Origin of the sequence: Streptomyces jumonjinensis (assembly GCF_009600885.1) — a bacterium.
GTDB lineage: Bacteria > Actinomycetota > Actinomycetes > Streptomycetales > Streptomycetaceae > Streptomyces > Streptomyces jumonjinensis.
This window is the reverse complement of sequence record NZ_VCLA01000150.1, coordinates 27,033-52,030: the sequence shown is the minus strand read 5'-3', so window position 1 is coordinate 52,030 and position 24,998 is coordinate 27,033. Positions and strand designations below refer to the sequence as shown.

Annotated in this window: 22 protein-coding genes; 17 read left to right on the top strand and 5 right to left on the bottom strand. The window is 69.6% G+C overall.

Annotated elements, in window-relative coordinates:
• Positions 1-159: 159 nt before the first annotated feature.
• Positions 160-474 (top strand): hypothetical protein, encoded by a 315-nt coding sequence (locus tag FF041_RS18935; RefSeq protein WP_153485463.1) that lies wholly within the window; start codon positions 160-162, stop codon positions 472-474.
• A 95-nt stretch (positions 475-569) separates the two neighbouring features.
• Here FF041_RS18935 and FF041_RS18930 read toward each other — a convergent pair whose 3' ends face one another.
• Together FF041_RS18930 and FF041_RS18925 are read right to left on the bottom strand one after the other, a co-directional pair.
• The gene (locus FF041_RS18930) at positions 570-764 is read right to left on the bottom strand and encodes a DUF397 domain-containing protein (RefSeq protein WP_323372083.1); all 195 of its coding nucleotides are present in this window, start codon (positions 762-764) and stop codon (positions 570-572) included.
• 13 nt (positions 765-777) lie between these two features.
• On the bottom strand, positions 778-1,629 hold the full coding sequence (locus FF041_RS18925) for a DUF5753 domain-containing protein (protein WP_153523911.1): 852 nt from the start codon (positions 1,627-1,629) through the stop codon (positions 778-780).
• 262 nt (positions 1,630-1,891) lie between these two features.
• On the opposite strand from FF041_RS18925, the gene FF041_RS18920 reads away from it, so the two are divergent.
• Entirely contained in the window at positions 1,892-2,404 is a 513-nt protein-coding gene (locus FF041_RS18920; protein ID WP_194292086.1) for an ATP-binding protein, read from the top strand.
• A gap of 75 nt (positions 2,405-2,479) precedes the next feature.
• Here FF041_RS18920 and FF041_RS18915 read toward each other — a convergent pair whose 3' ends face one another.
• On the bottom strand, positions 2,480-3,337 hold the full coding sequence (locus FF041_RS18915) for a C40 family peptidase (protein ID WP_153523909.1): 858 nt from the start codon (positions 3,335-3,337) through the stop codon (positions 2,480-2,482).
• Between the two features lie 828 nt (positions 3,338-4,165).
• On the opposite strand from FF041_RS18915, the gene FF041_RS18910 reads away from it, so the two are divergent.
• The 15 genes from FF041_RS18910 (at position 4,166) to FF041_RS18840 (ending at position 21,613) form a co-directional block, all read left to right on the top strand.
• Positions 4,166-4,525, top strand: a complete 360-nt coding sequence (locus FF041_RS18910) for an NADH-quinone oxidoreductase subunit A (RefSeq protein ID WP_323372081.1) — start codon at positions 4,166-4,168, stop codon at positions 4,523-4,525.
• A gap of 17 nt (positions 4,526-4,542) precedes the next feature.
• Positions 4,543-5,097 (top strand): NuoB/complex I 20 kDa subunit family protein, encoded by a 555-nt coding sequence (locus tag FF041_RS18905; protein ID WP_153485460.1) that lies wholly within the window; start codon positions 4,543-4,545, stop codon positions 5,095-5,097.
• Positions 5,094-5,846 (top strand): NADH-quinone oxidoreductase subunit C, encoded by a 753-nt coding sequence (locus tag FF041_RS18900; RefSeq protein ID WP_153523908.1) that lies wholly within the window; start codon positions 5,094-5,096, stop codon positions 5,844-5,846. The genes FF041_RS18905 and FF041_RS18900 overlap by 4 nt, the downstream gene beginning before the upstream one ends.
• Complete coding sequence (locus FF041_RS18895) at positions 5,846-7,168, top strand: NADH-quinone oxidoreductase subunit D (RefSeq protein WP_153523907.1); 1,323 nt, start codon at positions 5,846-5,848, stop codon at positions 7,166-7,168. The genes FF041_RS18900 and FF041_RS18895 overlap by 1 nt, the downstream gene beginning before the upstream one ends.
• The gene (gene nuoE / locus FF041_RS18890; protein WP_153523906.1) at positions 7,165-8,016 is read left to right on the top strand and encodes an NADH-quinone oxidoreductase subunit NuoE; all 852 of its coding nucleotides are present in this window, start codon (positions 7,165-7,167) and stop codon (positions 8,014-8,016) included. The genes FF041_RS18895 and nuoE overlap by 4 nt, the downstream gene beginning before the upstream one ends.
• The gene (gene nuoF / locus FF041_RS18885) at positions 8,016-9,392 is read left to right on the top strand and encodes an NADH-quinone oxidoreductase subunit NuoF (RefSeq protein WP_153523905.1); all 1,377 of its coding nucleotides are present in this window, start codon (positions 8,016-8,018) and stop codon (positions 9,390-9,392) included. The genes nuoE and nuoF overlap by 1 nt, the downstream gene beginning before the upstream one ends.
• Positions 9,389-11,896 (top strand): NADH-quinone oxidoreductase subunit G, encoded by a 2,508-nt coding sequence (locus tag FF041_RS18880; protein WP_153523904.1) that lies wholly within the window; start codon positions 9,389-9,391, stop codon positions 11,894-11,896. Before nuoF ends, FF041_RS18880 begins: the two co-directional genes overlap by 4 nt.
• Positions 11,893-13,335 (top strand): NADH-quinone oxidoreductase subunit NuoH, encoded by a 1,443-nt coding sequence (nuoH, locus tag FF041_RS18875; protein ID WP_153523903.1) that lies wholly within the window; start codon positions 11,893-11,895, stop codon positions 13,333-13,335. The genes FF041_RS18880 and nuoH overlap by 4 nt, the downstream gene beginning before the upstream one ends.
• A gap of 55 nt (positions 13,336-13,390) precedes the next feature.
• Positions 13,391-13,972 (top strand): NADH-quinone oxidoreductase subunit NuoI, encoded by a 582-nt coding sequence (gene nuoI, locus FF041_RS18870; protein ID WP_398764416.1) that lies wholly within the window; start codon positions 13,391-13,393, stop codon positions 13,970-13,972.
• A complete protein-coding gene (locus tag FF041_RS18865; RefSeq protein ID WP_228388375.1) occupies positions 13,969-14,946 on the top strand; it encodes an NADH-quinone oxidoreductase subunit J in 978 nt (325 codons plus the stop codon). The genes nuoI and FF041_RS18865 overlap by 4 nt, the downstream gene beginning before the upstream one ends.
• Entirely contained in the window at positions 14,943-15,242 is a 300-nt protein-coding gene (gene nuoK / locus FF041_RS18860; protein ID WP_323372078.1) for an NADH-quinone oxidoreductase subunit NuoK, read from the top strand. The genes FF041_RS18865 and nuoK overlap by 4 nt, the downstream gene beginning before the upstream one ends.
• 11 nt (positions 15,243-15,253) lie before the next feature.
• The gene (nuoL, locus tag FF041_RS18855; RefSeq protein ID WP_323392121.1) at positions 15,254-17,149 is read left to right on the top strand and encodes an NADH-quinone oxidoreductase subunit L; all 1,896 of its coding nucleotides are present in this window, start codon (positions 15,254-15,256) and stop codon (positions 17,147-17,149) included.
• A gap of 5 nt (positions 17,150-17,154) precedes the next feature.
• On the top strand, positions 17,155-18,726 hold the full coding sequence (locus tag FF041_RS18850) for an NADH-quinone oxidoreductase subunit M (RefSeq protein ID WP_153523901.1): 1,572 nt from the start codon (positions 17,155-17,157) through the stop codon (positions 18,724-18,726).
• Positions 18,723-20,372 carry an NADH-quinone oxidoreductase subunit NuoN gene (gene nuoN / locus FF041_RS18845; protein ID WP_323372074.1) on the top strand — a complete coding sequence of 550 codons (1,650 nt, stop codon included), beginning with the start codon at positions 18,723-18,725 and terminating at the stop codon, positions 20,370-20,372. Before FF041_RS18850 ends, nuoN begins: the two co-directional genes overlap by 4 nt.
• Before the next feature lie 143 nt (positions 20,373-20,515).
• Positions 20,516-21,613, top strand: coding sequence for a helix-turn-helix transcriptional regulator (locus FF041_RS18840; RefSeq protein ID WP_153523900.1), 1,098 nt, complete (start codon positions 20,516-20,518; stop codon positions 21,611-21,613).
• A gap of 49 nt (positions 21,614-21,662) precedes the next feature.
• On the opposite strand, the gene fahA is transcribed toward FF041_RS18840, so the two are convergent.
• Together fahA and FF041_RS18830 are read right to left on the bottom strand one after the other, a co-directional pair.
• Positions 21,663-22,889 (bottom strand): fumarylacetoacetase, encoded by a 1,227-nt coding sequence (gene fahA / locus FF041_RS18835; RefSeq protein ID WP_153523899.1) that lies wholly within the window; start codon positions 22,887-22,889, stop codon positions 21,663-21,665.
• A gap of 71 nt (positions 22,890-22,960) precedes the next feature.
• Positions 22,961-24,985, bottom strand: coding sequence for a CocE/NonD family hydrolase (locus FF041_RS18830; RefSeq protein ID WP_153523898.1), 2,025 nt, complete (start codon positions 24,983-24,985; stop codon positions 22,961-22,963).
• Positions 24,986-24,998: the final 13 nt, after the last annotated feature.

Genomic DNA, 24,998 nt, shown 5'->3' with positions numbered 1-24,998 from the left:
TCGCGACGGGCGCACGGTGGCCTCGCGGCGGCGAAAATCCTCCGCTTGACGCGCGGCGGTTCCGTGAAACCTCCGCGTACGCCGGGGCCGAGGTGGAGACTGGTTGTCTGTGCGGGCTTGAGCACGGGGGTGACGGAGCCGTTCCCGCACAGTCGACAGATGGGGAGAACCGTGGACGAAGCCGAGGACCGACGACTGCGGGCCATCGCTCCGGACATCTCGCAGATTTCGATCAGCCTGCTGCGGAGGGTCGTCGGGCTCTATCCCGAGGAGCGCATCCCGGAAGAGGCGCTGCGGACGGCCGACGAGGTGCTGGAGCGCTACGGGGCGGACGGTCTGCGCGTTCTGGTCATGAGCCTGACCGGCTGGGCGGCGGTGGAGATCGAGAAGGATGCCCATATGAGCGGGCGGACCCTTGAAGCGCTGCTGGACGACATGGATCTGACCCGGATGGAGGCGAACCCCGACGGCTGAGCTCTGCCATGGCCGGGGGGCCCGGTCGCTGTACGGGCGTCACTCGGCCCTCCGCCCGTGTGCGGGGGAGGGCCGAGTGATGTCCGTGGCGCTGCTCAGGTCAGGTCGTCGAACTCGCCTTCCTTGACGCCGCCGAGGAAGGCGCGCAGCTTGGCCGGGGTCGTATGGATGACCACACCGGGGTTGTCGCTCTCCCGCATCAGGATCTCGCCTCCGTGCTCCGCGACTTCCAGGCAGTTGTTGCCCGCGCCATCCGTCGACTTCGAGGATTTGCGCCACTGAATGTCCACTGTTCCCACGCCTTCATGCTTGTCGTGCTATCTCATGGATGAAATCTCGTGACCGCTTGGGATCGAGCGACCGATCCTGGGTCTGATCCAGCACGGCGCGGTAGTTCGTGAGCCGCGCCTCCGCGTCCAGGAACGCGGGCCCGGTAGCGGTGTCCATCTGTACGGTGTCGAGCTGCGGCACCGACCCGTACGCATAGAGTGTCGAACTTCCGGCGTTCGGGAAACCGCCCATGGCGAACGGGATCACCTGGACGGTGACGTTGTCGCGCTCCGACTCCCGCAAGAGGTGGTCGAGCTGGTTCTGAGCGACCTCGGGGCCGCCGTACTCCATGCGCAGAGCGGCCTCGTGGATCAGAAAGGTGCACTCCGGAGGCTGTGCCCGGTCGAGCACATCACGGCGCTGGAGCCGGTGTGACAACTGACGCCGCCGAAAGGCGGGATCGGGCGGTGGCACGGCCAGCGCGACCACCGCGCGGGCGTAGTCCTCGGTCTGGAGCAGGCCGGGCATGTGCATTATCTGGACGGCCCGAAGGGCGACGGCGTGGTGCTCCATCTCGGCGAGGTCGAGCGCTCCGCTGGGAAGGTCGCCTCGATAATGCTCCCACCACCCGCTGATCCGTTCCTCGGCCATGCCGACGAGCGCTTCCGTATACGCCGGGTCCGGGCACGCGTAGTGGCCCGCCCAGGTGCGTACGCGCTCGCCGCTCACGCCGAACCGGCCCGATTCGGTGTTGCTGATCGTGGTGCGGTCCGTCCCCAGCAAAGCCGCCGCTTCGGCGAGATTGAGACCGGCGTGCTCGCGCAGCTTCCGTAGCTCGACGCCCAACCGGCGTTGTCGGGCTGTGGGCGCCTTCCTTGGTGGCATCTGCTCCCCTCCTGTCGGGCCCCAGTCTGGTCCGAGTCCTCCCCGACGGTCCACTTGGCTCAACATTTCTATCACTGAGTACAAAAGTTGAGACTGCACTGCTACCGTTTCCCCAACACCGCGTCATACGCAGGTACTTGGCCGAAGCGCAGTCGCTGGCGCACGCCCCAGCCAGGGTGTGCGACCCCCGGCGGCCGAGCCACGGCAGCGGCGAGCGCGGGTCCCTCCGAGTCGGGAGACGTGAATGCAACCCTCGGCAGCCTTGACTCCTTCAACGAACCCCGCCCCGTTCCGTGGCGCGCGACTCGTCATAGAGATTCCCAGCGATCCCGCCGTCGCCAGGAAGGCCCGGGACTGGCTGGCCGCGCCCCTGCGCTCCGAGCACCCTGGCCTCACCGATGACGTACTGCTCTGCCTCTCGGAAGTCGTCACCAACGCGCACCGGCACACCAGCACCCCCGTCATCACCATCGACGCCCTGCTCGACGAGACGTATGTCGATGTCAGGGTCCATGACGACCGGGCCGACGCGCTGCCCGAGCCGGCCGGGCTCCAGCTCGCGGACGAAGGGGGGCGCGGGCTGTTGCTCCTGGACGCGTGTGCCGACGCCTGGGGGGTGGCCTTTCCCCGCGGGCGGCGACCCTATGGGAAGACCGTCTGGTTCCGGCTCGCCGTCCGGCCGGAGCGCGCGCCCGCGCTCAACCCGGGCCGCTCGCCCAGGGAGCCCGGGGAGCCCGAAGAGCCCAGGGAACCCGGAGAGCCTGCAACGAGGTGAGGGAACGCCGAAGGGACCGGCGGGAGTTGTCCTCCCGGCGGTCCCTTCGGTCCGTTCAGCGCATCAGCGGCGGGTTCAGAGAACGCGCACCGCACCCGTCGCCGGGTAGCCCGACAGATCCTGGATGACCACGCCCTTGGCGGGGTTGGCCGCGTCCAGGTACTTGCCGTCGCCGATGTAGACGCCCGTGTGCCAGGCACTGCCCGCGGCGCCCCAGTACAGGATGTCGCCGACCTGGAGGTTGGAGAGGCCGACCTGGGTGCCCGCGGTCGACTGGTCCTGGGAGACGCGGGGGAGGTCGATGTTGACCTGACGGAACGCGGCCTGGACCAGGCTGGAGCAGTCCCAGGAGTTGGGGCCGGTGGCGCCCAGCACATACGCGTCGCCGACCTGCGCCTTGAGGAAGGCGATGACCGTGTCGACCGAGCCCGACGACGAGTTGGAGGACGTGCTCGGGGCGGTGGTCGAGGTCTGGGTCGCCGTGCCGGCCTGGGGGGCGCTGGTCGTCGTGAGGCTGGTGCGCTCGGCGGTGCGGGACGCGCGCTCCTCGGCGGCGGCCTCGCGCTCCTCGCGCTGCTTCTTCGCCTCGGCGGCCCGCTCCGCCTCGGCCTCGCGCAGCGCTTCGGCCTTGGCCGTCTTGGCGGCCTTCGCGGCCTTGGCGGCTGCGGCGTCCTCCTGGGCCTGGAGCTCCTGGTCGAAGGCGACCTGCTGCTGCGCCTGGGCGGACTGGGCGACGGCGTGGGAGAGGTCCGCCGGGTTGAGCGCGGGCATCTCGATGGTCTCGGTCACCGGCTCGGCGCTCGCCGATCCGGCGGATCCGACCACCGCGATGGTGCTGAGGACGCCACCGGCGACTCCGGCCCGGAGTGCCATGGCGGAGGAGCTCCGGCGGCGGGGCTTCCGGTGGCTGGGTATCTGAGCGGTGTGGGACATGGGAACAACCGCTATCAGCCATACCCGGTTCCCGACAACAAACGTGGTCTGCGCCACAGTTGCAGCCGGAATCGGTCAATCCGCTCGCCCCGAGCCTTTATTGACGCCCTAACGGGCAATAAGGACACTCGCGATCATGGTCGTGATCACGGACTTTCGGGAAAAGGTCCGAATTGCCCCGCGCTTACCACCGCTTAACACCGTTGGCCAAGCCCGGCTTTATGGCGACCGGATGGACGTGGTGCAGGTCACAGAATGGTCACCGTGAAGAGAGGGGTGCGTGGGAGGTCGCGTGGGAGGTCGCGCGGGAGGTTGTGCGCGACACCGTCCCGCTACGTTCCGTACCGGATCACATCGTATCGGTGAGCGCGCGCACGGTGGACCGCGGGTGGTGTGCACGGCGGCCCGCGGGCGGAGTTCGTGAACGCGCGCACGCACTCCCGCCCACCCTCGGAAGGCCCTCCAGTCGGGTAAGGCAAGGCTTACTATCATCCGATTCCGTGCCCCGCAAATTTGCTTCATCAGGCATACGCTTGATAGTGCACAACGCCTTCGACCAGCGAGAACATCAAAGAATGTCACTTCTAGCGACCAAGTGTGCGCTTCACGTGTGAAGATCACCTCTCATCCGACTTCATGATCCTTCGCCGGGTGGTGGAGATCACAAGAGCGGTTACCGACCCCGTGTCGCAGATCACAGACCGACAGGCATAGGATGCGGGGCAGTCGGGCTTGTGAACTGCCTCACATGAACACGATCTTCGAGGCGGCGCGGTAGACGCCCGGTGCGGTCCATACGGTCAGCGACGACTGGAAGGAGCGAGGAGGGTGAATGCCTACGCGCCCATCCTTGTACTCGGCGCCCTCGGGGCAGGGTTTGCGATCTTCTCCGTGGTCATGGCCACGCTAATCGGCCCCAGGCGCTACAACAGGGCGAAGCTGGAGGCGTACGAGTGCGGCATCGAGCCGACTCCGACGCCGGCCGGCGGCGGCCGCTTTCCCATCAAGTACTACCTGACGGCGATGCTCTTCATCGTCTTCGACATCGAGATCGTCTTCCTCTACCCCTGGGCGGTCACCTTCGACGCCCTGGGGCTTTTCGGGCTCGTGGAGATGCTGCTCTTCGTGCTCACCGTCTTCGTCGCCTATGCGTATGTCTGGCGGCGCGGCGGGCTGGAATGGGACTGAGGGGCTGAGAGGCACCAATGGGACTCGAAGAGAAGCTGCCGAGCGGATTTCTGCTGACGACGGTCGAGCAGGCCTCGGGCTGGGTGCGGAAGGCATCCGTCTTTCCGGCCACGTTCGGTCTGGCGTGCTGCGCCATCGAGATGATGACGACCGGCGCCGGACGCTACGACCTCGCCCGCTTCGGCATGGAGGTGTTCCGGGGCTCGCCGCGCCAGGCCGATCTGATGATCGTGGCCGGGCGGGTGAGCCAGAAGATGGCGCCCGTGCTGCGGCAGGTCTATGACCAGATGCCCAATCCCAAGTGGGTCATCTCCATGGGCGTGTGCGCGTCGTCGGGCGGCATGTTCAATAACTACGCGATTGTGCAGGGCGTTGACCACATTGTTCCCGTCGACATCTATCTGCCCGGCTGCCCGCCGCGCCCGGAGATGCTGATGGACGCGATCCTCAAGCTCCACCAGAAGATCCAGTCCTCCAAGCTCGGCGTCAACGCGGAGGAAGCGGCCCGCGAGGCGGAAGAGGCCGCGCTCAAGGCGCTCCCCACCATTGAGATGAAGGGGCTGCTGCGATGACCGACCAGCCCAAGGGCGGCGCCCAGGACCGGCCGAACCCGGAGAAGGAGCTCAGCGAGCAGAACCTCCCGGGGCAGCGCTGCTACCACGGCGAGGAGATCCGCGTCCAGCGCGGCATGTTCGGCGCCGAGAACGGCGGCGACACCTCCGGTTACGGCGGGCTGGTCCGCTCGGTCCGGCTGCCGGGCCCGGCGAGCCGCCCCTACGGCGGCTACTTCGACGAGGTCGCCGATGAACTCGAAGGCGCGCTCGAAGAGCAGGGGCTCATCCCCGAGAACGCCATCGAGAAGACGGTCGTCGACCGGGGCGAGCTGACCTTCCACATCGAGCGGGAGCATCTGCTCCAGGTCGCCCGCACCCTGCGCGACGACCCCGCCCTGCGGTTCGAGCTGTGCACCGGGGTCAGCGGGGTCCACTACCCCGAGGACAAGGGCCGCGAACTGCACGCGGTCTACCATCTGCGCTCGCTCACCCACGGCCGGCTGATCCGCGTCGAGGTCTCCGCCCCGGACCGCGACCCGCACATCCCCTCGCTGGTCGCGGTCTATCCGACCAACGACTGGCACGAGCGCGAGACCTATGACTTCTTCGGGCTCGTCTTCGACGGCCACCCCGCCCTCACCCGGATCATGATGCCCGACGACTGGCAGGGCTTCCCGCAGCGCAAGGACTATCCGCTCGGCGGGATCGCCGTCGAGTACAAGGGCGCCCAGATCCCGGCTCCGGACCAGCGGAGGTCGTACAGCTGATGTCCACTTCACCCGCACAGGCACGCGAGACCACCGAAGGCCCCGTCTACACGGTCACCGGCGGCGACTGGGACGAGGTCGTACAGAGCGCGGCCAAAGCCGACGACGAGCGCATCGTCGTCAACATGGGTCCCCAGCACCCCTCCACCCACGGGGTGCTCCGGCTGATCCTGGAGATCGACGGCGAGACCGTCACCGAGGCCCGCTGCGGCATCGGCTATCTCCACACCGGCATCGAGAAGAACCTCGAATTCCGCACCTGGACGCAGGGCACCACCTTCGTCACGCGCATGGATTACCTCACGCCCTTCTTCAACGAGACGGCGTACTGCCTGGGCGTCGAGAGGCTCCTCGGCATCGAGGACCAGATCCCCGACCGGGCCACGGTCATCCGGGTGCTGCTGATGGAGCTCAACCGGCTCTCCTCCCATCTGGTGTGCATCGCCACCGGCGGGATGGAGCTCGGCGCCACCACGATCATGATCTACGGCTTCCGCGACCGCGAGCTCATCCTCGACCTCTACGAGCTGATCACCGGCCTGCGGATGAACCACGCGTTCATCCGGCCCGGCGGGCTCGCCCAGGATCTGCCCGCGGGCACCGTGGACCGGCTCCGCGACTTCGTGAAGACCATGAGGAAGAACCTGCCGGAGTACGACAAACTCGCCACCGGCAACCCCATCTTCAAGGCCCGGATGCAGGACATCGGCTATCTCGACCTCACCGGCTGTATGGCCCTCGGGGCCACCGGGCCGATTCTGCGCTCCGCCGGGCTCGCCCACGATCTGCGCAAGACCGACCCGTACTGCGGTTACGAGGAGTACGACTTCGAGATCCCGACCGCCGACACCTGCGACGCCTACGGCCGGTTCCTGATCCGGCTGGAGGAGATGCGCCAGTCGCTGCGGATCGTCGAGCAGTGCATCGACCGGCTGGAGCCCGGCCCGGTCATGGTCGGCGACAAGAAGATCGCCTGGCCCGCGCAGCTCGCGCTCGGACCGGACGGACTCGGCAACTCCCTCGACCACATCAAGAAGATCATGGGCACCTCGATGGAGGCCCTGATCCACCACTTCAAGCTGGTCACCGAGGGCTTCAGGGTCCCCGCCGGGCAGGTGTACGCGGCCGTCGAGTCGCCCAAGGGCGAACTGGGCGCGCATATCGGCTCCGACGGCGGAACCCGCCCCTTCCGGGTCCACTTCCGCGACCCGTCCTTCACCAACCTCCAGGCCATGGCGGCCATGTGCGAAGGCGGCCAAGTCGCCGACGTCATCGTCGCCGTCGCGTCCATCGACCCCGTGATGGGAGGCGTCGACCGATGACGGCGCACTCGTCCAACCAGGACGTACAGCTGGGGATGCCCCAGCTCCCCGCCCCCGACTACCCGGCCGATGTGCGCGCCAGGCTGGAGGCGGACGCCAAGGACGTCGTCTCCCGCTACCCCGACTCCCGCTCCGCGCTGCTGCCGCTGCTGCATCTGGTGCAGTCGGAGGAGGGCTTCGTCTCCCGCACCGGGATGCGGTTCTGCGCCGAGGTCCTGGAACTGACCACCGCCGAGGTCACGGCGGTCGCCACCTTCTACACCATGTACCGCCGCAAGCCCTCCGGCGACTACCAGGTCGGCGTCTGCACCAACACGCTCTGCGCGGTCATGGGCGGCGACGCCATCTTCGAGGACCTCAAGGAACATCTCGGCGTCGGCAACGGCGAGACCACCGAGGACGGCAAGGTCACACTGGAGCACATCGAGTGCAACGCGGCCTGCGACTTCGCCCCCGTGGTGATGGTGAACTGGGAGTTCTTCGACAACCAGACGCCCGCGTCCGCCCGGCGGATCGTCGACGACCTGCGCGCGGACCGGCCCGTGGAACCCACCCGGGGCGCTCCCCTGTGCACCTACCGGGAGACCGCCCGCATCCTCGCCGGCTTCCCCGACGAACGCCCCGGCGCGGTCGCGGCCACCGGCGGCGCGGGCCCCGCCTCGCTCATCGGACTGCGCCTGGCCAAGGGCGAGTCGGTGCCCGCCCGGGTGGTCTCGCCCCGGGGAGAGGCGGTCGACGAGCCGCCCCAGCCGGGCTCCCGGCACCGCAGCTCGCATGACGCACCGCAGAGCACATCGGACTCCGATCCGCACCACCCGTCCGGACCGGTCACCGAGGAGGGGGAGTGATGACCTTGTCCACCGAGCAGGGAGGCACGGCCCGGCCCGGCGCCCCGGGGCCCACCAGCCCTGAGAAGCTGCTCGCGCCGGTCCTCTCGGCGTTCTGGGACGAGGAGGAGTCCTGGACGCTGAAGACCTATCAGCGCCACGAGGGCTACCAGGGTCTGCGCAAGGCCCTCGCGATGTCCCCGGACGATCTGATCGCCTATGTCAAGGAGTCCGGACTGCGCGGACGCGGCGGCGCGGGCTTCCCCACCGGGATGAAGTGGCAGTTCATCCCGCAGGGAGACGGCAAGCCTCACTATCTTGTTGTCAACGCCGACGAATCGGAGCCCGGGACCTGCAAGGACATCCCGCTTCTCTTCGCCAACCCGCATTCCCTCATCGAGGGGATGATCATCGCCTGTTACGCGATCCGCTCGAACCACGCGTTCATCTATCTGCGCGGTGAAGTCGTCCCCGTACTGCGACGGCTGCACGAAGCCGTACGCGAGGCGTACGAGGCCGGCTATCTCGGCCGGAACGTCCTGGGCAGCGGACTCGACCTCGACATCACGGTGCACGCGGGCGCGGGCGCGTACATCTGCGGTGAGGAGACCGCGCTGCTCGACTCGCTCGAAGGACGCCGCGGCCAGCCCCGGCTGCGACCCCCCTTCCCCGCGGTCGCCGGTCTGTACGCGTGCCCCACTGTGGTGAACAACGTCGAGTCCATCGCATCCGTTCCCGCGATCCTCAACCGCGGCAAGGAATGGTTCACGTCCATGGGAAGCGAGAAGTCCCCCGGCTTCACGCTCTACTCCCTCAGCGGCCATGTGACCTCCCCCGGACAGTACGAGGCCCCCCTCGGGATCACCCTGCGCCAGCTCCTCGACATGAGCGGCGGAATGCGCCCCGGCCACCGGCTCAAGTTCTGGACCCCCGGCGGCTCCTCCACCCCGCTCCTCACCGAGGAGCACCTCGATGTGCCCCTCGACTACGAAGGAGTCGGAGCCGCCGGTTCCATGCTCGGCACCAAGGCGCTCCAGTGCTTCGACGAGACCACCTGCGTGGTCCGGGCCGTCACCCGCTGGACCGAGTTCTACGCCCATGAGTCCTGCGGCAAGTGCACCCCCTGCCGCGAAGGCACCTACTGGCTGGTCCAGCTGCTCCGCGACATCGAAGCGGGCACCGGGGTCATGTCCGACCTCGACAAGCTCAACGACATCGCCGACAACATCAACGGCAAGTCGTTCTGCGCCCTCGGCGACGGCGCGGCCTCCCCGATCTTCTCCTCGCTGAAGTACTTCCGCGAGGAGTACGAGCAGCACATCACCGGCTCCGGCTGCCCCTTCGACCCGGCCAAGTCCACCGCTTGGGCCGATCACCGTACGGAGGTGAACGCATGACTGTGACCACGAGCGCTCCCTCCGGGGGCGGCGAGGCGGCGGTGCCGCCCGAGGACCTCGTGACGCTGACCATCGACGGAGCCGAGATCAGCGTGCCCAAGGGCACCCTCGTCATCCGCGCCGCCGAACTCCTCGGCATCGAGATCCCCCGGTTCTGCGACCACCCCCTCCTCGACCCGGTCGGCGCCTGCCGTCAGTGCATCGTCGAGGTCGAGGGCCAGCGCAAGCCGATGGCCTCCTGCACCATCACCTGCACCGACGGCATGGTGGTCAAGTCGCAGCTCAGCTCGCCCGTCGCCGAGAAGGCGCAGAAGGGCGTGATGGAGCTGCTGCTGATCAACCATCCGCTGGACTGCCCGGTCTGCGACAAGGGCGGCGAGTGCCCCCTCCAGAACCAGGCGATGTCCCACGGGGACACCGACTCCCGCTTCGAGGGGAAGAAGCGGACCTATGAGAAGCCGGTCCCCATCTCCACCCAGGTGCTGCTGGACCGCGAGCGCTGTGTGCTCTGCGCCCGCTGCACCCGCTTCTCCCAGCAGATCGCGGGCGACCCGATGATCGAACTGCTGGAACGGGGAGCGCTCCAGCAGGTCGGCACCGGCGAGGGCGACCCCTTCGAGTCGTACTTCTCCGGGAACACCATCCAGATCTGCCCGGTGGGCGCACTGACCTCGGCCGCGTACCGCTTCCGCTCCCGCCCCTTCGACCTGGTCTCCTCGCCGAGCGTCTGCGAGCACTGCGCCGGCGGCTGCGCCACCCGCACCGACCACCGCCGGGGCAAGGTCATGCGGCGGCTCGCCGCCGACGACCCCGAGGTCAACGAGGAGTGGATCTGCGACAAGGGCCGCTTCGGCTTCCGCTACGCCCAGCAGCGCGACCGGCTGACCACCCCGCTCGTACGCAATGAGCGCGGAGAGCTGGAGACCGCGAGCTGGCCCGAGGCGCTGGCCGCCGCGGCGGCGGGGCTGAGCGCGGCGCGCGGCCGGGCCGGAGTGCTCATCGGCGGCCGGCTGACCGTCGAGGACTCCTATGCGTACGCCAAGTTCGCCCGGGTCGCCCTCGGCACCCATGACATCGACTTCCGCGCCCGGGTCCACTCCGGCGAGGAAGCCGACTTCCTGGCCGCCGAGGTCGCGGGCCGGGGGCGCGATCTGGACGGCGACGGCCTCACCTACTCCGCGCTGGAGAAGGCCCCCGCCGTACTCCTGGCCGGCTTCGAGTCCGAGGAGGAGGCCCCCGGCGTCTTCCTCCGGCTGCGCAAGGCCCACCGCACCCGCGGCCAGCGGGTCTACGCCCTCGCCACCCATGCGACGCCCGGACTGACCAAGGCGGGCGGCACCCTGCTGGCCGCCGCCCCCGGCACCGAGACCGAGTGGCTCGACGCGCTCGGCGGCGGTGTCGGCCTCGACGCCGACGGCGCGAGCGCCGCCGAGGCGCTGCGCGCCGAGGGCGCGGTCATCATCGTCGGCGAACGGCTCGCGGCCGTCCCCGGCGGGCTCACCGCCGCCGTGCGGACCGCCACCGCGACCGGCGCGCGGCTGGTGTGGATTCCGCGCCGGGCGGGCGAACGGGGCGCGATCGAAGCCGGCGCGCTCCCCTCGCTGCTGCCCGGCGGACGCCCCGCCGCCGACCCCCGCGCCCGTGAGGAGATCGCGGAGCTGTGGCGGATCAGGGAACTCCCGCGGGGCTACGGGCGGGACACCGGCGGGATCATCGAGGCCGCCGCCGCCGGCGAGCTGGGCGCGCTGCTGGTCGCGGGCGTCGAGCTCGCCGATCTGCCCGACCCGGCCTGCGCCCGCCAGGCGCTCGACACGGCCGCCTTCGTCGTCTCCCTGGAGCTGCGGCCCAGCGAGGTCACCGAACGGGCGGACGTCGTCTTCCCGGTCGCGGCCGTCGCCGAGAAGCCCGGCACCTTCCTCAACTGGGAGGGCAGGGCGCGGATGTTCGAAGCCGCGCTCAAACCCGAGCAGATGACCCGCAGGCTCGCCCCGTCCGACGCCCGGGTGCTGCATATGCTCGCGGACGAGATGGACGTCCCCCTCGGACTGCCGGATCTTCTCTCCGTACGCCGGGAACTGGACCGGCTCGCCGGCTGGACCGGGTCCCGGGGCACCGGGCCGATGGAGTCCGCCCGGCCGCTGCCCCGCCCCGGCGAGGGCGAGGCCGTGCTCGCCGGGCATCGGCTCCTGCTCGACCAGGGCCTGCTCCAGCGGGGCGACGAAGCACTCGCGGGCACGCGCCATGCCGCCGTCGCCCGGCTCTCCGCCGCCACGGCCGCCGAGACCGGGGTCAAGGACGGCGACGAGCTCTCCGTCACCGGCCCCACCGGGACCGTACGGCTTCCGCTCCGGATCACCGCGATGCCCGACCGGGTGGTCTGGCTGCCGCTGAACTCCGCGGGCCCGGGCGTCACCCCCGGCACCGGAGCCCACCCCGGCGAGCTGGTCCGCATCGGCCCGGCCTCCCCGGAGGCCGTGACCCAGACGCCGGAGGTGCGCGCATGATCGCCGAGACGGGGGCGCAGCTCCAGGCGCACACCCAGCTGTTCGCGGCCGAGGACCTCTCGATGTTCGGGCGCGACCCGTGGTGGCTCGTCGCGGTCAAGGCGGTGTTCTGCTTCGCCTTCCTCATGGTGACCGTGCTCTTCTCCATCGTGTGGGAGCGCAAGGTCGTCGCCTGGATGCAGCTGCGCATCGGCCCCAACCGGCACGGCCCCTGGGGCCTCCTCCAGTCCCTCGCGGACGGCGTCAAGCTGATGCTGAAGGAGGATGTGATCGTCAAGCGCGCCGACAAGGTCGTCTATGTCCTCGCGCCGATCGTCGCCGCGATCCCCGCCTTCATGGCGATCGCCGTCATCCCCTTCGGGCCGGCGGGCAACGAGGTCTCGATCTTCGGGCAGCGCACCACGATGCAGCTCACCGATCTGCCGATCGCGATGCTGTACGTCCTCGCCATCGCCTCGGTCGGCATCTACGGCATCGTGCTGGCGGGCTGGTCGTCCGGTTCGACCTACCCCCTGCTCGGCGGGCTCCGCTCCTGCGCGCAGATGATCTCGTACGAGATCGCGATGGGCGCGGCCTTCGCCTCCGTCTTCCTCTACTCCGGGTCGATGTCGACCTCGGCGATCGTGGAGGCGCAGGCGGACCGCTGGTACGTCCTGCTGCTGCCGGTCTCGTTCATCATCTACATCGTCACCATGGTCGGCGAGACCAACCGGGCGCCGTTCGACATGCCGGAGTCCGAGGGCGACCTGGTCGGCGGCTTCAACACCGAGTACAGCTCGATCAAGTTCGCGATGTTCATGCTGGCCGAGTACGTCAACATGGTCACCGTCTCCGCGGTCTCGGTCACCCTCTTCCTGGGCGGCTGGCGGGCCCCCTACCCGATCTCCTCCTTCTGGGAGGGCGCGAACCACGGCTGGTGGCCGATGCTCTGGTTCGTCGTCAAGGTCCAGCTGCTGCTCTTCTTCTTCATCTGGCTGCGCGGCACCCTGCCGCGAGTCCGCTACGACCAGTTGATGAAGCTCGGCTGGAAGGTCCTCATCCCGGTCTCCCTGCTCTGGCTGATGCTGGTGGCGACGGTACGGGCGCTGCGGAACGAGAACTACGACTTCCAGCAGATCCTGCTCTATGTCGGCGGCGGGGTCATCGCCGTACTGCTGCTGTCCTTCGTCGTGGACGTCTTCCGCGGCAGAAAGGACGAGGAAGCGGAGGCGACGGCGGCGAAGGCCCCGCCCGCCGCCTTCGACCCGATGGCGGGCGGGTTCCCGGTGCCGCCGCTGCCCGGACAGACCCTGCCGCCGGTGCCGCGCAGGGGTCCGCGCCGGGAGCGCGAGCTGATTGTCAGTGGTGGGGTGGACACTGTGAGTGACAGTTCTCGCGGTGGCTCCCCGGAGGGATCTCGCGACGGATCTCGTGACGGAAAGGAGGCTGACGGTGTCTGAGGAATCGGACAAGTTCCAGAATCCGGTCGCCGGCTTCGGCGTGACCTTCAAGGCCATGTTCAAGAAGCGGCTGACCGAGCAGTACCCGGAGCAGCAGAAGGTCACAGCGCCGCGCTTCCACGGCCGGCACCAGCTCAACCGTCATCCGGACGGCCTGGAGAAGTGCATCGGATGCGAGCTGTGCGCCTGGGCCTGTCCCGCGGACGCCATCTATGTGGAGGGCGCGGACAACACCGACGAGGAGCGCTACTCCCCGGGCGAGCGGTACGGCCGCGTCTATCAGATCAACTACGCCCGCTGCATTCTCTGCGGGCTCTGCATCGAGGCGTGCCCCACCCGGGCGCTGACGATGACGAACGATTTCGACCTGGCCGACAGCTCCCGCGAGAACCTCATCTACACCAAGGAGCAGCTGCTCGCCGGTCTCGACGAGGGCATGGTCGACTCGCCCCATGCGATCTACCCCGGCATGGACGAGCAGGACTACTACCGGGGGCTGGTCACCGAGGCCGCGCCCGGCACCGTCCAGCAGGCCGCCGTCTCCAAGGACTCCGAGAACGACTCGGAGAAGGACTCCGAGGACGTCCCGGGGGCCGCGTCCGGGAAGAAGGAGAAGGACGCGGGGGTGGGCGCATGACCGGTCTGACCACCCTGACCACCCTGGCCGCGAACACCACGTCGACGGGCGAGGCCGTCCAGTTCTGGATCCTCGGCACCGTCGCGGTGATCGGCGCGCTCTGTACGGTCCTGATGAAGCGGGCCGTCCACAGCGCGCTCTGCCTCGCCGCGACCATGATCATCCTGGCGGTCTTCTATCTCGCCAACGGCGCGTACTTCCTCGGGGTCGTCCAGATCGTCGTCTACACCGGCGCGATCATGATGCTGTTCCTCTTCGTCGTGATGCTGGTCGGCGTCACCGCCGCCGACTCCCTCAAGGAGACCCTCAAGGGGCAGCGCTGGCTCGCGGCGCTCTGCGGGCTCGGCTTCGGCGTGCTGCTGATCACCGGAATCGCCAACGCCTCCCTGAAGAACTTCAACGGGCTCGGCGCGGCCAACACCGCCCACGGCGGCAATATCGAGGGCATCGCCGCCCTGCTCTTCACCAAGTACGTCTTCGCCTTCGAGATCACCGGCGCGCTGCTGATCACCGCGGCGGTCGGCGCGATGGTGCTCACCCACCGGGAGCGCACCGAGCGGGCCAGGACCCAGCGGGAGCTGGCCGAGCAGCGGGTGCGCGAAGGCAGGCAATTGCCGCCGCTCCCCGCCCCCGGCGTCTACGCCCGGCACAACGCGGTGGACATCGCCGGACTGCTGCCGGACGGCACCCCCTCCGAGCTCACCGTCAGCAGGACGCTGCGGGAGCGGGGCCAGATCCGCGATGTCTCCACCCAGGCGCTGGAGGACCTCAAGGCGCTGGAGCGGCGCTCGGAGGACCGGCTCGGACGGGAGGGCCACGGCGGCCCGGCCCTGCCGGGTGACCGGAACGACTCCGGACGGGACGGGAACGACTCCGGACGGGACCGGGGCGGCTCCGGACACGACCAGGACGACTGCGGACACGATCAGAACGACTCCGGACGGGACCGGGACGAAGAGGAGGCCCATCGGTGAGTCCGGTCAACTACCTCTATCTGGCTGCGCTGTTGTTCACCATCGGCGCGGTCGGAGTTCTGATCCGGCGGAACGCGATCGTGGTGTTCATGTGCATCGAGCTGATGCTCAACGCCTGCAATCTCGCGCTCGTCGCCTTCTCCCGGATGCACGGCAATCTCGACGGCCAGATCATCGCCTTCTTCACGATGGTCGTCGCCGCCGCCGAGGTCGTGGTGGGGCTCGCGATCATCGTGTCCCTGTTCCGTTCCCGCCACTCGGCCTCGGTCGACGACGCCAGCCTGATGAAGCTGTGAGGGGCTGAATCGTGGAGAACCTGATTGCGCTGCTCGTCGCCGCGCCGCTGCTCGGAGCCGCGGTGCTGCTCTGCGGGGGACGGCGGCTCGACCGCTCGGGGCACTGGCTCGGCACCGTGCTCGCCGCCGCGTCCTTCGTCATCGGCGTGGTGCTGTTCCTGGACATGCTGGGCCGGAGCGCGGACGACCGCGCCCTGCACCAGCACCTGTTCAGCTGGATCCCCGTGGAGGGCTTCCAGGCGGACATCGCCTTCCAGCTCGACCAGCTGTCGATGACCTTCGTCCTGCTGATCACCGGCGTGGGCACACTGATCCATGTCTACTCCATCGCCTATATGGAGCACGATGAGCGCCGCCGCCGCTTCTTCGGCTATCTGAATCTCTTTCTCGCGGCGATGCTGCTGCTGGTCATCGCCGACAACTATCTGCTGCTGTACTTCGGCTGGGAGGGCGTCGGCCTCGCCTCCTATCTGCTGATCGGCTTCTGGCAGCACAAGCCCAGCGCGGCGACGGCGGCGAAGAAAGCCTTCCTCGTCAACCGCGTCGGCGACATCGGTCTCTCCATCGCGATCATGCTGATGTTCACCACCTTCGGGACCTTCGCCTTCGGGCCGGTGCTGTCGTCCGTCGGCGAGACCGGTGAGGGCACGCTCACGGCGATCGGTCTGATGCTGCTGCTCGCCGCCTGCGGCAAGTCGGCCCAGGTGCCCCTCCAGTCCTGGCTCGGCGACGCGATGGAGGGCCCGACCCCGGTCTCGGCCCTGATCCACGCGGCGACCATGGTGACCGCGGGCGTCTATCTCATCGTCCGCTCCGGCGCGATCTTCAACGCGGCTCCGAACGCGCAGTTGGCGGTCGTGGTCGTCGGCGCGGTCACCCTGCTCTTCGGTGCGATCGTCGGTTGCGCCAAGGACGACATCAAGAAGGCGCTCGCCGGTTCGACGATGTCGCAGATCGGCTACATGATCCTGGCGGCCGGACTCGGCCCCATCGGCTATGTCTTCGCCATCATGCACCTGGTGACGCACGGCTTCTTCAAAGCCGGGCTCTTCCTGGGCGCGGGCTCGGTCATGCACGGCATGAACGACGAGGTCGACATGCGCAAATACGGCGGCCTGCGGACATACATGCCGGTCACCTTCGTCACCTTCGGCCTCGGCTATCTCGCCATCATCGGCTTCCCCGGGCTCTCCGGCTTCTTCTCCAAGGACAAGATCATCGAGTCCGCCTTCGCCAAGGGCGGCGCCGAGGGCTGGATCCTCGGCGGGGTGGCGCTGCTGGGCGCGGCCATCACCGCGTTCTATATGACCCGGGTGATGCTGATGACCTTCTTCGGCGAGAAGCGCTGGCAGCCCGACGCGGAGGGGCAGCCGCCCCATCCGCACGAGTCGCCGAAGTCCATGACGATCCCCATGGTCATCCTGGCGTTCGGATCGGTCTTCGCCGGAGGCTTCTTCTCCATCGGCGACCGCTTCCTGAACTGGCTGGAGCCCGTCACCGGCTATGACCACGGCCATGCGCCCATCAGCGCGGCCACCGTCACCGGCGCCACCGTCGTCGTCCTGCTGATCGGCGTCTTTCTCGCCTGGGCGATGTACGGACGCAGGCCGGTGCCGGTCACCGCGCCGCGCGGCTCGCTGCTCACCCGGGCCGCCCGCCGCGATCTGCTCCAGGACGACTTCAACCATGTGGTGCTGGTCCGCGGCGGCGAGCATCTCACCCGCTCCCTGGTCTATGTCGATCACACCCTGGTCGACGGGGTGGTCAACGGCACGGCGGCCTCGGTCGGCGGGCTCTCCGGCCGGCTGCGCAAACTCCAGAACGGCTACGCCCGCTCGTACGCCGTCTCCATGTTCGGAGGCACGGCGGTGCTGATCGCCGTGACCCTGCTGATGAGGGCGGTGTAACTGCTATGTCCTTCCCGCTCCTTACGGCGACGGCACTGGTTCCGGCGGTCGGCGCGATCGTCACCGCCGCCGTGCCCGCCGCGCGACGAGCGGTGGCGAAGACGCTGGCGCTGGTCTTCTCGCTGATCACCCTGGCGCTGGCCGCGATCGTGTTCGTACGGTTCGAGCCGGGCGGCGACCGCTATCAGCTCACCGAGTCCCACGCCTGGATCGCGGACTTCGGCGTCCGCTACGAACTGGGCGTGGACGGCATCGGGGTGGCGCTGATCGCGCTGACCGCGCTGCTGATTCCCTTCGTCATCCTGGCGGGGTGGAACGACGCCGAACCCCAGGAGACCGGCAGCAGCCGCTGGCGGCCGACCCAGGGATTCTTCGCGCTGATCCTGATGGTCGAGGCGATGGTGATCCTCTCCTTCGAGGCCACCGACGTCTTTCTCTTCTACATCCTCTTCGAAGCCATGCTGATCCCGATGTACTTCCTCATCGGCGGCTTCGGCGACCGCGCCCACTCCGGCAGCGATCAGAACGCGGCGGCCCAGCGGTCGTACGCGGCGGTCAAGTTCCTGCTCTACAACCTGGTCGGCGGACTGATCATGCTGGCCGCCGTCATCGGTCTCTATGTGGTCGCGGGCAGCTTCTCGCTCACCGAGATCGCCGAGGCCCGCGCCTCGGGCGAACTGGAGATGGCGACCAATACCGAACGGCTGCTCTTCCTGGGCTTCTTCTTCGCCTTCGCGATCAAGGCGCCGCTCTGGCCGCTGCACACCTGGCTGCCCAATGCGATGGGCGAGGCGACCGCGCCGGTCGCCGTGCTGATCACGGCGGTCGTCGACAAGGTCGGCACCTTCGCGATGCTGCGGTTCTGTCTCCAGCTCTTCCCGGAGGCATCCCAGTGGGCCACCCCGGTGATCCTGGTGCTGGCGCTGATCAGCATCGTCTACGGAGCGCTGCTCGCGGTCGGCCAGCGCGACATCAAGCGGCTGATCGCCTATGCCTCGATCTCGCACTTCGGCTTCATCGTCCTCGGCATCTTCGCGATGACCTCCCAGGGCCAGTCGGGCGCGACGCTCTACATGGTCAACCACGGGATCTCGACCGCCGCGCTGATGCTGGTGGCGGGTTTCCTGATCTCCCGGCGCGGTTCGCGGCTCATCGCGGACTACGGCGGGGTGCAGAAGGTCGCTCCGGTGCTCGCGGGCACCTTCCTCATCGGCGGTCTGGCGACGCTCTCGCTGCCCGGACTCGCCCCGTTCGTCAGTGAGTTCCTGGTTCTGGTCGGCACGTTCGCGCGCTATCCCGTCGCCGGGATCATCGCCACCTCGGGCATAGTGCTGGCCGCGCTCTACACCCTCGTCCTCTATCAGCGGACCATGACCGGTCCGGTGAAGCCCGAGGTGAAGTCGATGCCCGACCTCAAGGCCCGTGAGCTGGCGGTGGTCGCCCCGCTGATCGCGTTGCTGATCTTCCTGGGCGTCTTCCCGAAGCCGCTCACGGAGATCATCAACCCGGCCGTGGAGCACACGATGTCCGATGTACAGAAGAAGGACCCCCGGCCCGAGGTGGAGGCGGCCCAGTGAGCGCTACAGCTGTCCACAGCCTGTGGACGACGGCGGCCGAGCCGATCGACCGGATCAAGGCCCCGGATATCGAGTACGCCCAGCTCGCCCCTGTTCTGATCATTGTGGGCGCGGCGATCGTGGGTCTGCTCCTGGAGGCGTTTCTACCGCGCAAGGCGCGCTATCACGCCCAGGTGTTTCTGACCCTGCTCGCCCTCGCCGCCTCCTTCGCCGCCGTCATCGGTCTCGCGCAGGCCGGTTACGGCACCTCGAAGGTGAACATCGCGGCCATGGGCGCGATCGCGATCGACGGGCCGACGCTCTTTCTCCAGGGCACGATCCTGCTGGCGTCGGTGGTGGCCGTGTTCACCTTCGCCGAGCGCAGGCTCGATCCGGAGGCGCACGGCAACCGTATCGACTCCTTCGCGGCGCAGGCCGCCTCGGTGCCCGGCAGCGAGGGCGAGAAGGCGGCGGTCCGGGCCGGGTTCACCACCACGGAGGTCTATCCGCTGGTGCTGTTCGCCGTCGCCGGGCTGCTGGTCTTCCCCGCGGCCAATGATCTGCTGACGCTCTTCATCGCGCTGGAGGTCTTCTCCCTCCCGCTCTATCTGCTCTGCGCGCTGGCCCGCCGCAAGCGGCTGCTGTCGCAGGAAGCGGCGGTGAAGTACTTCCTGCTGGGCGCGTTCTCGTCGGCGTTCCTGCTCTTCGGGATCGCGCTGCTCTACGGCTACGCGGGCTCGGTGTCGTACGCCCGGATCGCGGATGTGGTGGACGGCAGCGTCCGCACCATCGATCCGGTGCTCGCCGACACCATGGGCAATGACGCGCTGCTGCTGATCGGCGGGGCGCTGATTCTGATGGGGCTGCTCTTCAAGGTCGGCGCGGTGCCGTTCCATATGTGGACCCCGGACGTCTATCAGGGCGCACCGACCCCGGTCACCGGGTTCATGGCGGCGGCGACGAAGGTGGCCGCGTTCGGCGCGCTGCTGCGGCTGCTGTATGTGGTGCTGCCGGGGCTGAGCTGGGACTGGCGGCCGGTGATGTGGGCGGTCGCGATCGTCACCATGCTGGGCGGCGCGATCGTGGCGATCACCCAGACGGACATCAAGCGGCTGCTGGCGTACTCGTCCATCGCCCACGCCGGGTTCATCCTGGCGGGCGTCGTCGCGGTGACCCCGAAGGGGGTCTCCTCCGTCCTCTTCTATCTCGGCGCGTACTCGTTTGTGACGATCGGGGCGTTCGCGGTGGTCACCCTGGTGCGGGACGCGGGCGGCGAGGCGACCCATCTCTCCAAGTGGGCGGGGCTGGGGCGGCGTTCGCCGCTGGTGGCCGCGGTGTTCGCGGTGTTTCTGCTCGCCTTCGCCGGCATCCCGCTGACCTCGGGCTTCTCCGGGAAGTTCGCGGTCTTCAGCGCGGCGGCCGAGGGCGGCGCCGGAGCGCTGGTCGTGGTCGGCGTGATCTCGTCGGCGATCGCCGCGTTCTTCTACATCCGGGTCATCGTGCTGATGTTCTTCAGCGAGCCGAAGGCGGACGGCCCGACGGTCGCGGTCCCGTCCGGGATGACGGTGGCGGCGATCGGCCTCGGGGTGGTGGTGACGCTGGTGCTCGGCGTCGCACCGCAGTACTTCCTGGATCTGGCGAACCAGGCGGGGACGTTTGTGCGGTAGTCCCCGGGCGGGATGCGCGAAGGGCCCGGCTCCTCGGGGGAGCCGGGCCCTTCGGGCGTTATGGGAGCCGGGCCCGGGGGCGCGGGCTCTGAGGTACGGCTCGCGGATAAGCGTATGGGTGCATTTGGGTCCATAATCATCATATGGGAGCCGTGCTGTTCGAGGTGGACAGGCTGGCTCGGGCCCTTCATGAGGCGGTGAGCCAGGGGGTCGCGCCTGATGAGGTCGGCGCCGGCGTCTCCGCCGTGATCTCCCGGGTGGTGCCGCACGACGCGTTGAACCTGGTGGGCACGAACCCCCTCATCGGCCTGGGAGCCGGCAGCTTCAGCTTCTGGCACGCCTGCGCCCCCGAACTGGTCGGGGCGATGGTGCGCAACCGTTTCCGGGGCACCGGCAGCAACCCCCGCTGGGCCACGGCCGTGGCCCCGCTCTCCGTACCGGCCTGCGTCGTCGGCGAGTCCGCCGACGAGGAGGCGGATACGGCGGCCCCTGAGCGGGTGCCCAAGGCCGAGGTCCAGCTGCTCTCCACCTTCGGCGTCAACTCCGAACTGCGGTTGCTGCTGCGGAACAGACGGGGCGTCTGGGGGGCGCTGGGTCTGTTCCGCTCCGAGGGCGCCGCGCCGTTCGGACGGCGGGACGCCGAGCGGATCGCCGAACTCGCCCCGGCGCTCATGGGGGCGGTCGTGCGCTATGCGACGGAGGGGCGGCTGCTCCCCTCCGCACCGGCGCTGCCCGCCGGGATGATCATCATGGGCCCCGATCACCGGATCAAGGAGTTCACCCCGCAGGCGCAGGCGTGGATGGACTGCTTCTCGGCGCACGGCGGCCGGGCGATCCCCGTCTGGGGGGTCGACGCCTTCTACATCAGCCTCTCCCTGTCCGCCCGTCGGCAGGCCCGCCTCGGGCTCGGACCGGTCCCGCCGGTCTGTCTGCCCCCGGTGGTCTGCGGACGCTGGGTCGCCGTCCAGGCCCAGCCGCTCAGCGCCGACGGCGCCGGCGATGTGGCGCTGATCGTCCAGGCCGCCCCGGGCGATCTGTCGCTCGCCCCGTTCTGCGAGTGGTACGGGATCACCCCGAGGGAGCGGCAGGTCATCGACGAACTGCGCACCGGGGCCGCCTCGAAGCAGATCGCCCGCCGCCTCGGGCTCTCCCCGCACACGGTGAACGACCATCTCAAGGCGGTGTTCGGCAAGACGGGGGCGGCGGGCCGGGACGAGCTCATCGCCGCGCTGACGAACTGATCCCGGCCCGCCCGGCCCGGGGCAGAGCGCGGGTGCGATCCGGCCCGGGTCAGAGCGCGGGTGCGATCCGGCCTGTGACCTCGCCCAGACCGATCCGTACGCCGTCCGGGCCCGGGGCCCACGCCGTCATCGTCACCACATCGCCGTCCTCCAGGAACGTCCGCTGCCCTTCGGGCAGTTCCAGCGGGTCCCGGCCGTTCCAGGTCAGTTCGAGGAGCGAGCCGCGCTGATGGACCTCGGAGCCGCTGACCGTGCCGGAGGCGTACAGATCGCCGGTGCGCAGCGATGCGCCGTTGACCGTCATATGGGCGAGCTGCTGGGCGGCCGTCCAGTACATCGTCGCGAACGGCGGCTCGGCGATCACATGGCCGTTGACCGCGACCGTGATCCGGAGGTCGAAGCCGCCCTTCTCGTCCTCGGCGGAGTCGTCGAGATAGGGCAGCGGCTCCGCGTCCCGCGCGGGCGGATCGGCCCTGGCCGCCTCCAGCGCCTCCAGCGGGGTCACCCACGCCGACACCGAGGTGGCGAAGGACTTGCCGAGGAACGGTCCGAGCGGGACGTACTCCCACGCCTGGATGTCCCGGGCCGACCAGTCGTTGAGAAGGGAGAGTCCGAAGACATGGTCGCGGAAGTCGCCGAGGGCGGCCGGGCGGCCCGGTTCGGACGGGGCGCCGACCAGGAAGGCGACCTCGGCCTCGATGTCGAGCTTGGTGGTCGGGCCGAAGACGGGGGCCGGGTCGGCGGGCCCCTTCCGCTGCCCCCGGGGGCGTACGACATCGGTGCCGGAGACCACGATCGTGCCGGAGCGGCCGTGGTAGCCGATGGGCAGATGCTTCCAGTTCGGGGTCAGCGGGTCCCCGTCCGGGCGGAACATCCGGCCGACGTTGAGGGCGTGGTGCTCGCTGGCGTAGAAGTCGACGTAGTCGGCGACCTCGTACGGCAGCCGCATGGCGACCGCGTCCAGCGGATGGAGCAGCGGCTCTATCACGGCGCGGTGGGCGGGGGCCGTCAGCCAGGCGGTCAGCGCGCTCCGCACCTCGTGCCAGACGGTACGGCCGGCGGCCAGCAGCGGGTTGAGACCCGGCTGTTCCAGCAGTCCGGCGTGGGGTGAGCCGAGCGCGCGGGCGGCGGCTCCGGCGTCGAGTACATGGTTTCCGTAACGGACGCCGAGCCGTGGCCGCTCGGGCTCGTCGGCCGTGGTGAAGACGCCGTACGGGAGGTTGTGCGGACCGAAGGGGTCGTCTTCGGCCAGATCGAGCGGGCTCTGCTCGGTCATCGGTGCTTGCCTCGCTTTCCACGTGGTGAGGACACGTTACGTGGCCGGGCCGCCCGCCCGGCAGAGCGCGATCATCCGGTCAGTCTCGGGAGGCGTCTCTCCCAGGTGCGGTGGAAGACGACTTCCCCGCCGTGGCGGCAGACCGCCTCGTCGCGCAGCAGGAAGTCGGCCGCGTCGCAGGAGATCTCCGAGGTGGTCTCGACGGTGACGTCCCAGCCCGGATCGGGCCGGTGCAGCCGGACCGTCCACCGGGCGGCGGCGCGGGCCGTATGGGGATCGCGCTCCTGGACGGTGTAGGTCTCCAGCGCCTCCTCGGTCCGTTCGAGCCCGTCCGGGTGGATGAGTCCGCCGGCCGGGCGGGGGAGGGTCTCCAGCCGCCATTCGCCCGCTGTGACGTCCCGGATCAGCAGCCGTTCGGGCCGCCGGCCGTCCAGCGTCGCGGGGGAGCTGACGCCGAGCGGCTCGGACTGCTCCGGTTCGGGGAAGACGATCCGTTCGGCCGTCCGGACGCGGGCCTCGCGTACGGGGAGCTCCAGCCGGGAGTTCTCCGGGACCAGGACGAATCCCGCCGAGCCCGGCTGGGGCCAGACCCATGGCCAGTACGCGGAGGAGATCGCGAGCCGGATGCGGTGGCCGCGCGGGAAGGTGTGGCCGATGGCCGTCAGGGGGAAGGAGACGTCCTCGGTGCCGCCGGGCGGCCAGGCGTGGGCGCGTTCCCGGCCGTGGCGGGCGGCGAGATTGAGCACGCCCGTGGTGACCGGCGCGGACGAGCCGTCGGGCGCGATGTCGCAGAGCCGGGCGATCACCTGGCCGTGGGGCACGTCCAGGCGCAGCCGCAGGGTGACCCGGGGGCTGCCCAGGATCGTCACGGGGTCGCCGTTCACCGGGAATTCGAAGCACGCCGAGTACGCGTCGTCCAGGCGCTGGTCCAAGGGCTGGTCCGGGCGTCGGTCCGGGGGCTGATCCAGGCGCTGGGCCGGGGCATGCCCGCCGTGGGGGACGTAGGGGCCCGCGTCCAGGCCGGTGGAGTGGGGCGAGTCGACCGGCCGGGGCACGCCCCGGAGCTCGTACGGGACGGCGGTGACATCGGCCGGCGGCCAGGCGGGTTCGCCCGTCCAGTGGCTCTCGTCGCTCCAGACCCGCAGCAGGGGTTCGGCCATCGCGCCGTTGTCGATGTCCCTGAGATGGCGGTCCCACCAGCGGCGGGTCTCCTGGAGAAAGCCGATCGCGGGCCCCGGCCCGCCGTGGTCGGGGTACTGGTGGGACCACGGTCCGATCACCCCGCGTACCCGGTCGGCCGGAAGGCGCTCCAGCAGCCGGAGCACGGTGTCGCGGTGCGGGTCGTACCAGCCGCCGACCGCGAGCACCGCCGCGTGGAGCGCCGGGCCGGGGGTCCGGCGCTCCCAGAAGTCGTCGCGGATCTGGTGGGCGAGCCAGGTGTGCGCGGCGGGCTCGACGGCTTCCAGGCGGTCGAGCCAGAGCGCGCGCCAGGACTCGCCCGCGTCATGCGGGTCGGGCGGGCGGCAGTCGGAGGAGAGCCGGGCGGCGGAGCGCGAGAGCAGGCCCTCCGCCAGCACCGAGCCGCCGAGATAGCAGCCGCCGTTGTCGTACGGGTCGTCCGAGGCGCAGACCGTCACGACGGCGCGCAGCGGCTCGGGGCCGAGGGCGGCGACCCGCAGCGCGCAGTCGCCGCCCCAGCCGATGCCGAACATGCCGACCCGGCCGGTGCACCACGGCTGGGCGGCGAGCCAGTCGATCACCTCGACGGCGTCGGTCAGTGCGGTCGGGCCGGGCGTCCCCGCGCCGGGCGGGGCGCCCGCCGCGGCCGGGTGGTCCGGGAGGCCCCCGCTGTTTCCGTGGCCGCGTACGTCGACGCGTACGGAGGCATAGCCGTGGCCCGCGTACCAGGGGTGGCGCTGCCAGTCGCGAGAGGCCGTCGTGTCCGTCAGCCTTTCCGGCGAATACTCCAGCAGCGCGGGGACGGGCCGATCGGTCTCGGGACGCCAGACGCGGGCGTACAGAAGGGTGCCGTCGCGCACCGGAATCCGGGTGTCGTGGCGGTGGGTCTCGTAGGGGAACTGGACGCGATGGCGCATGGCTGAGCCTCGA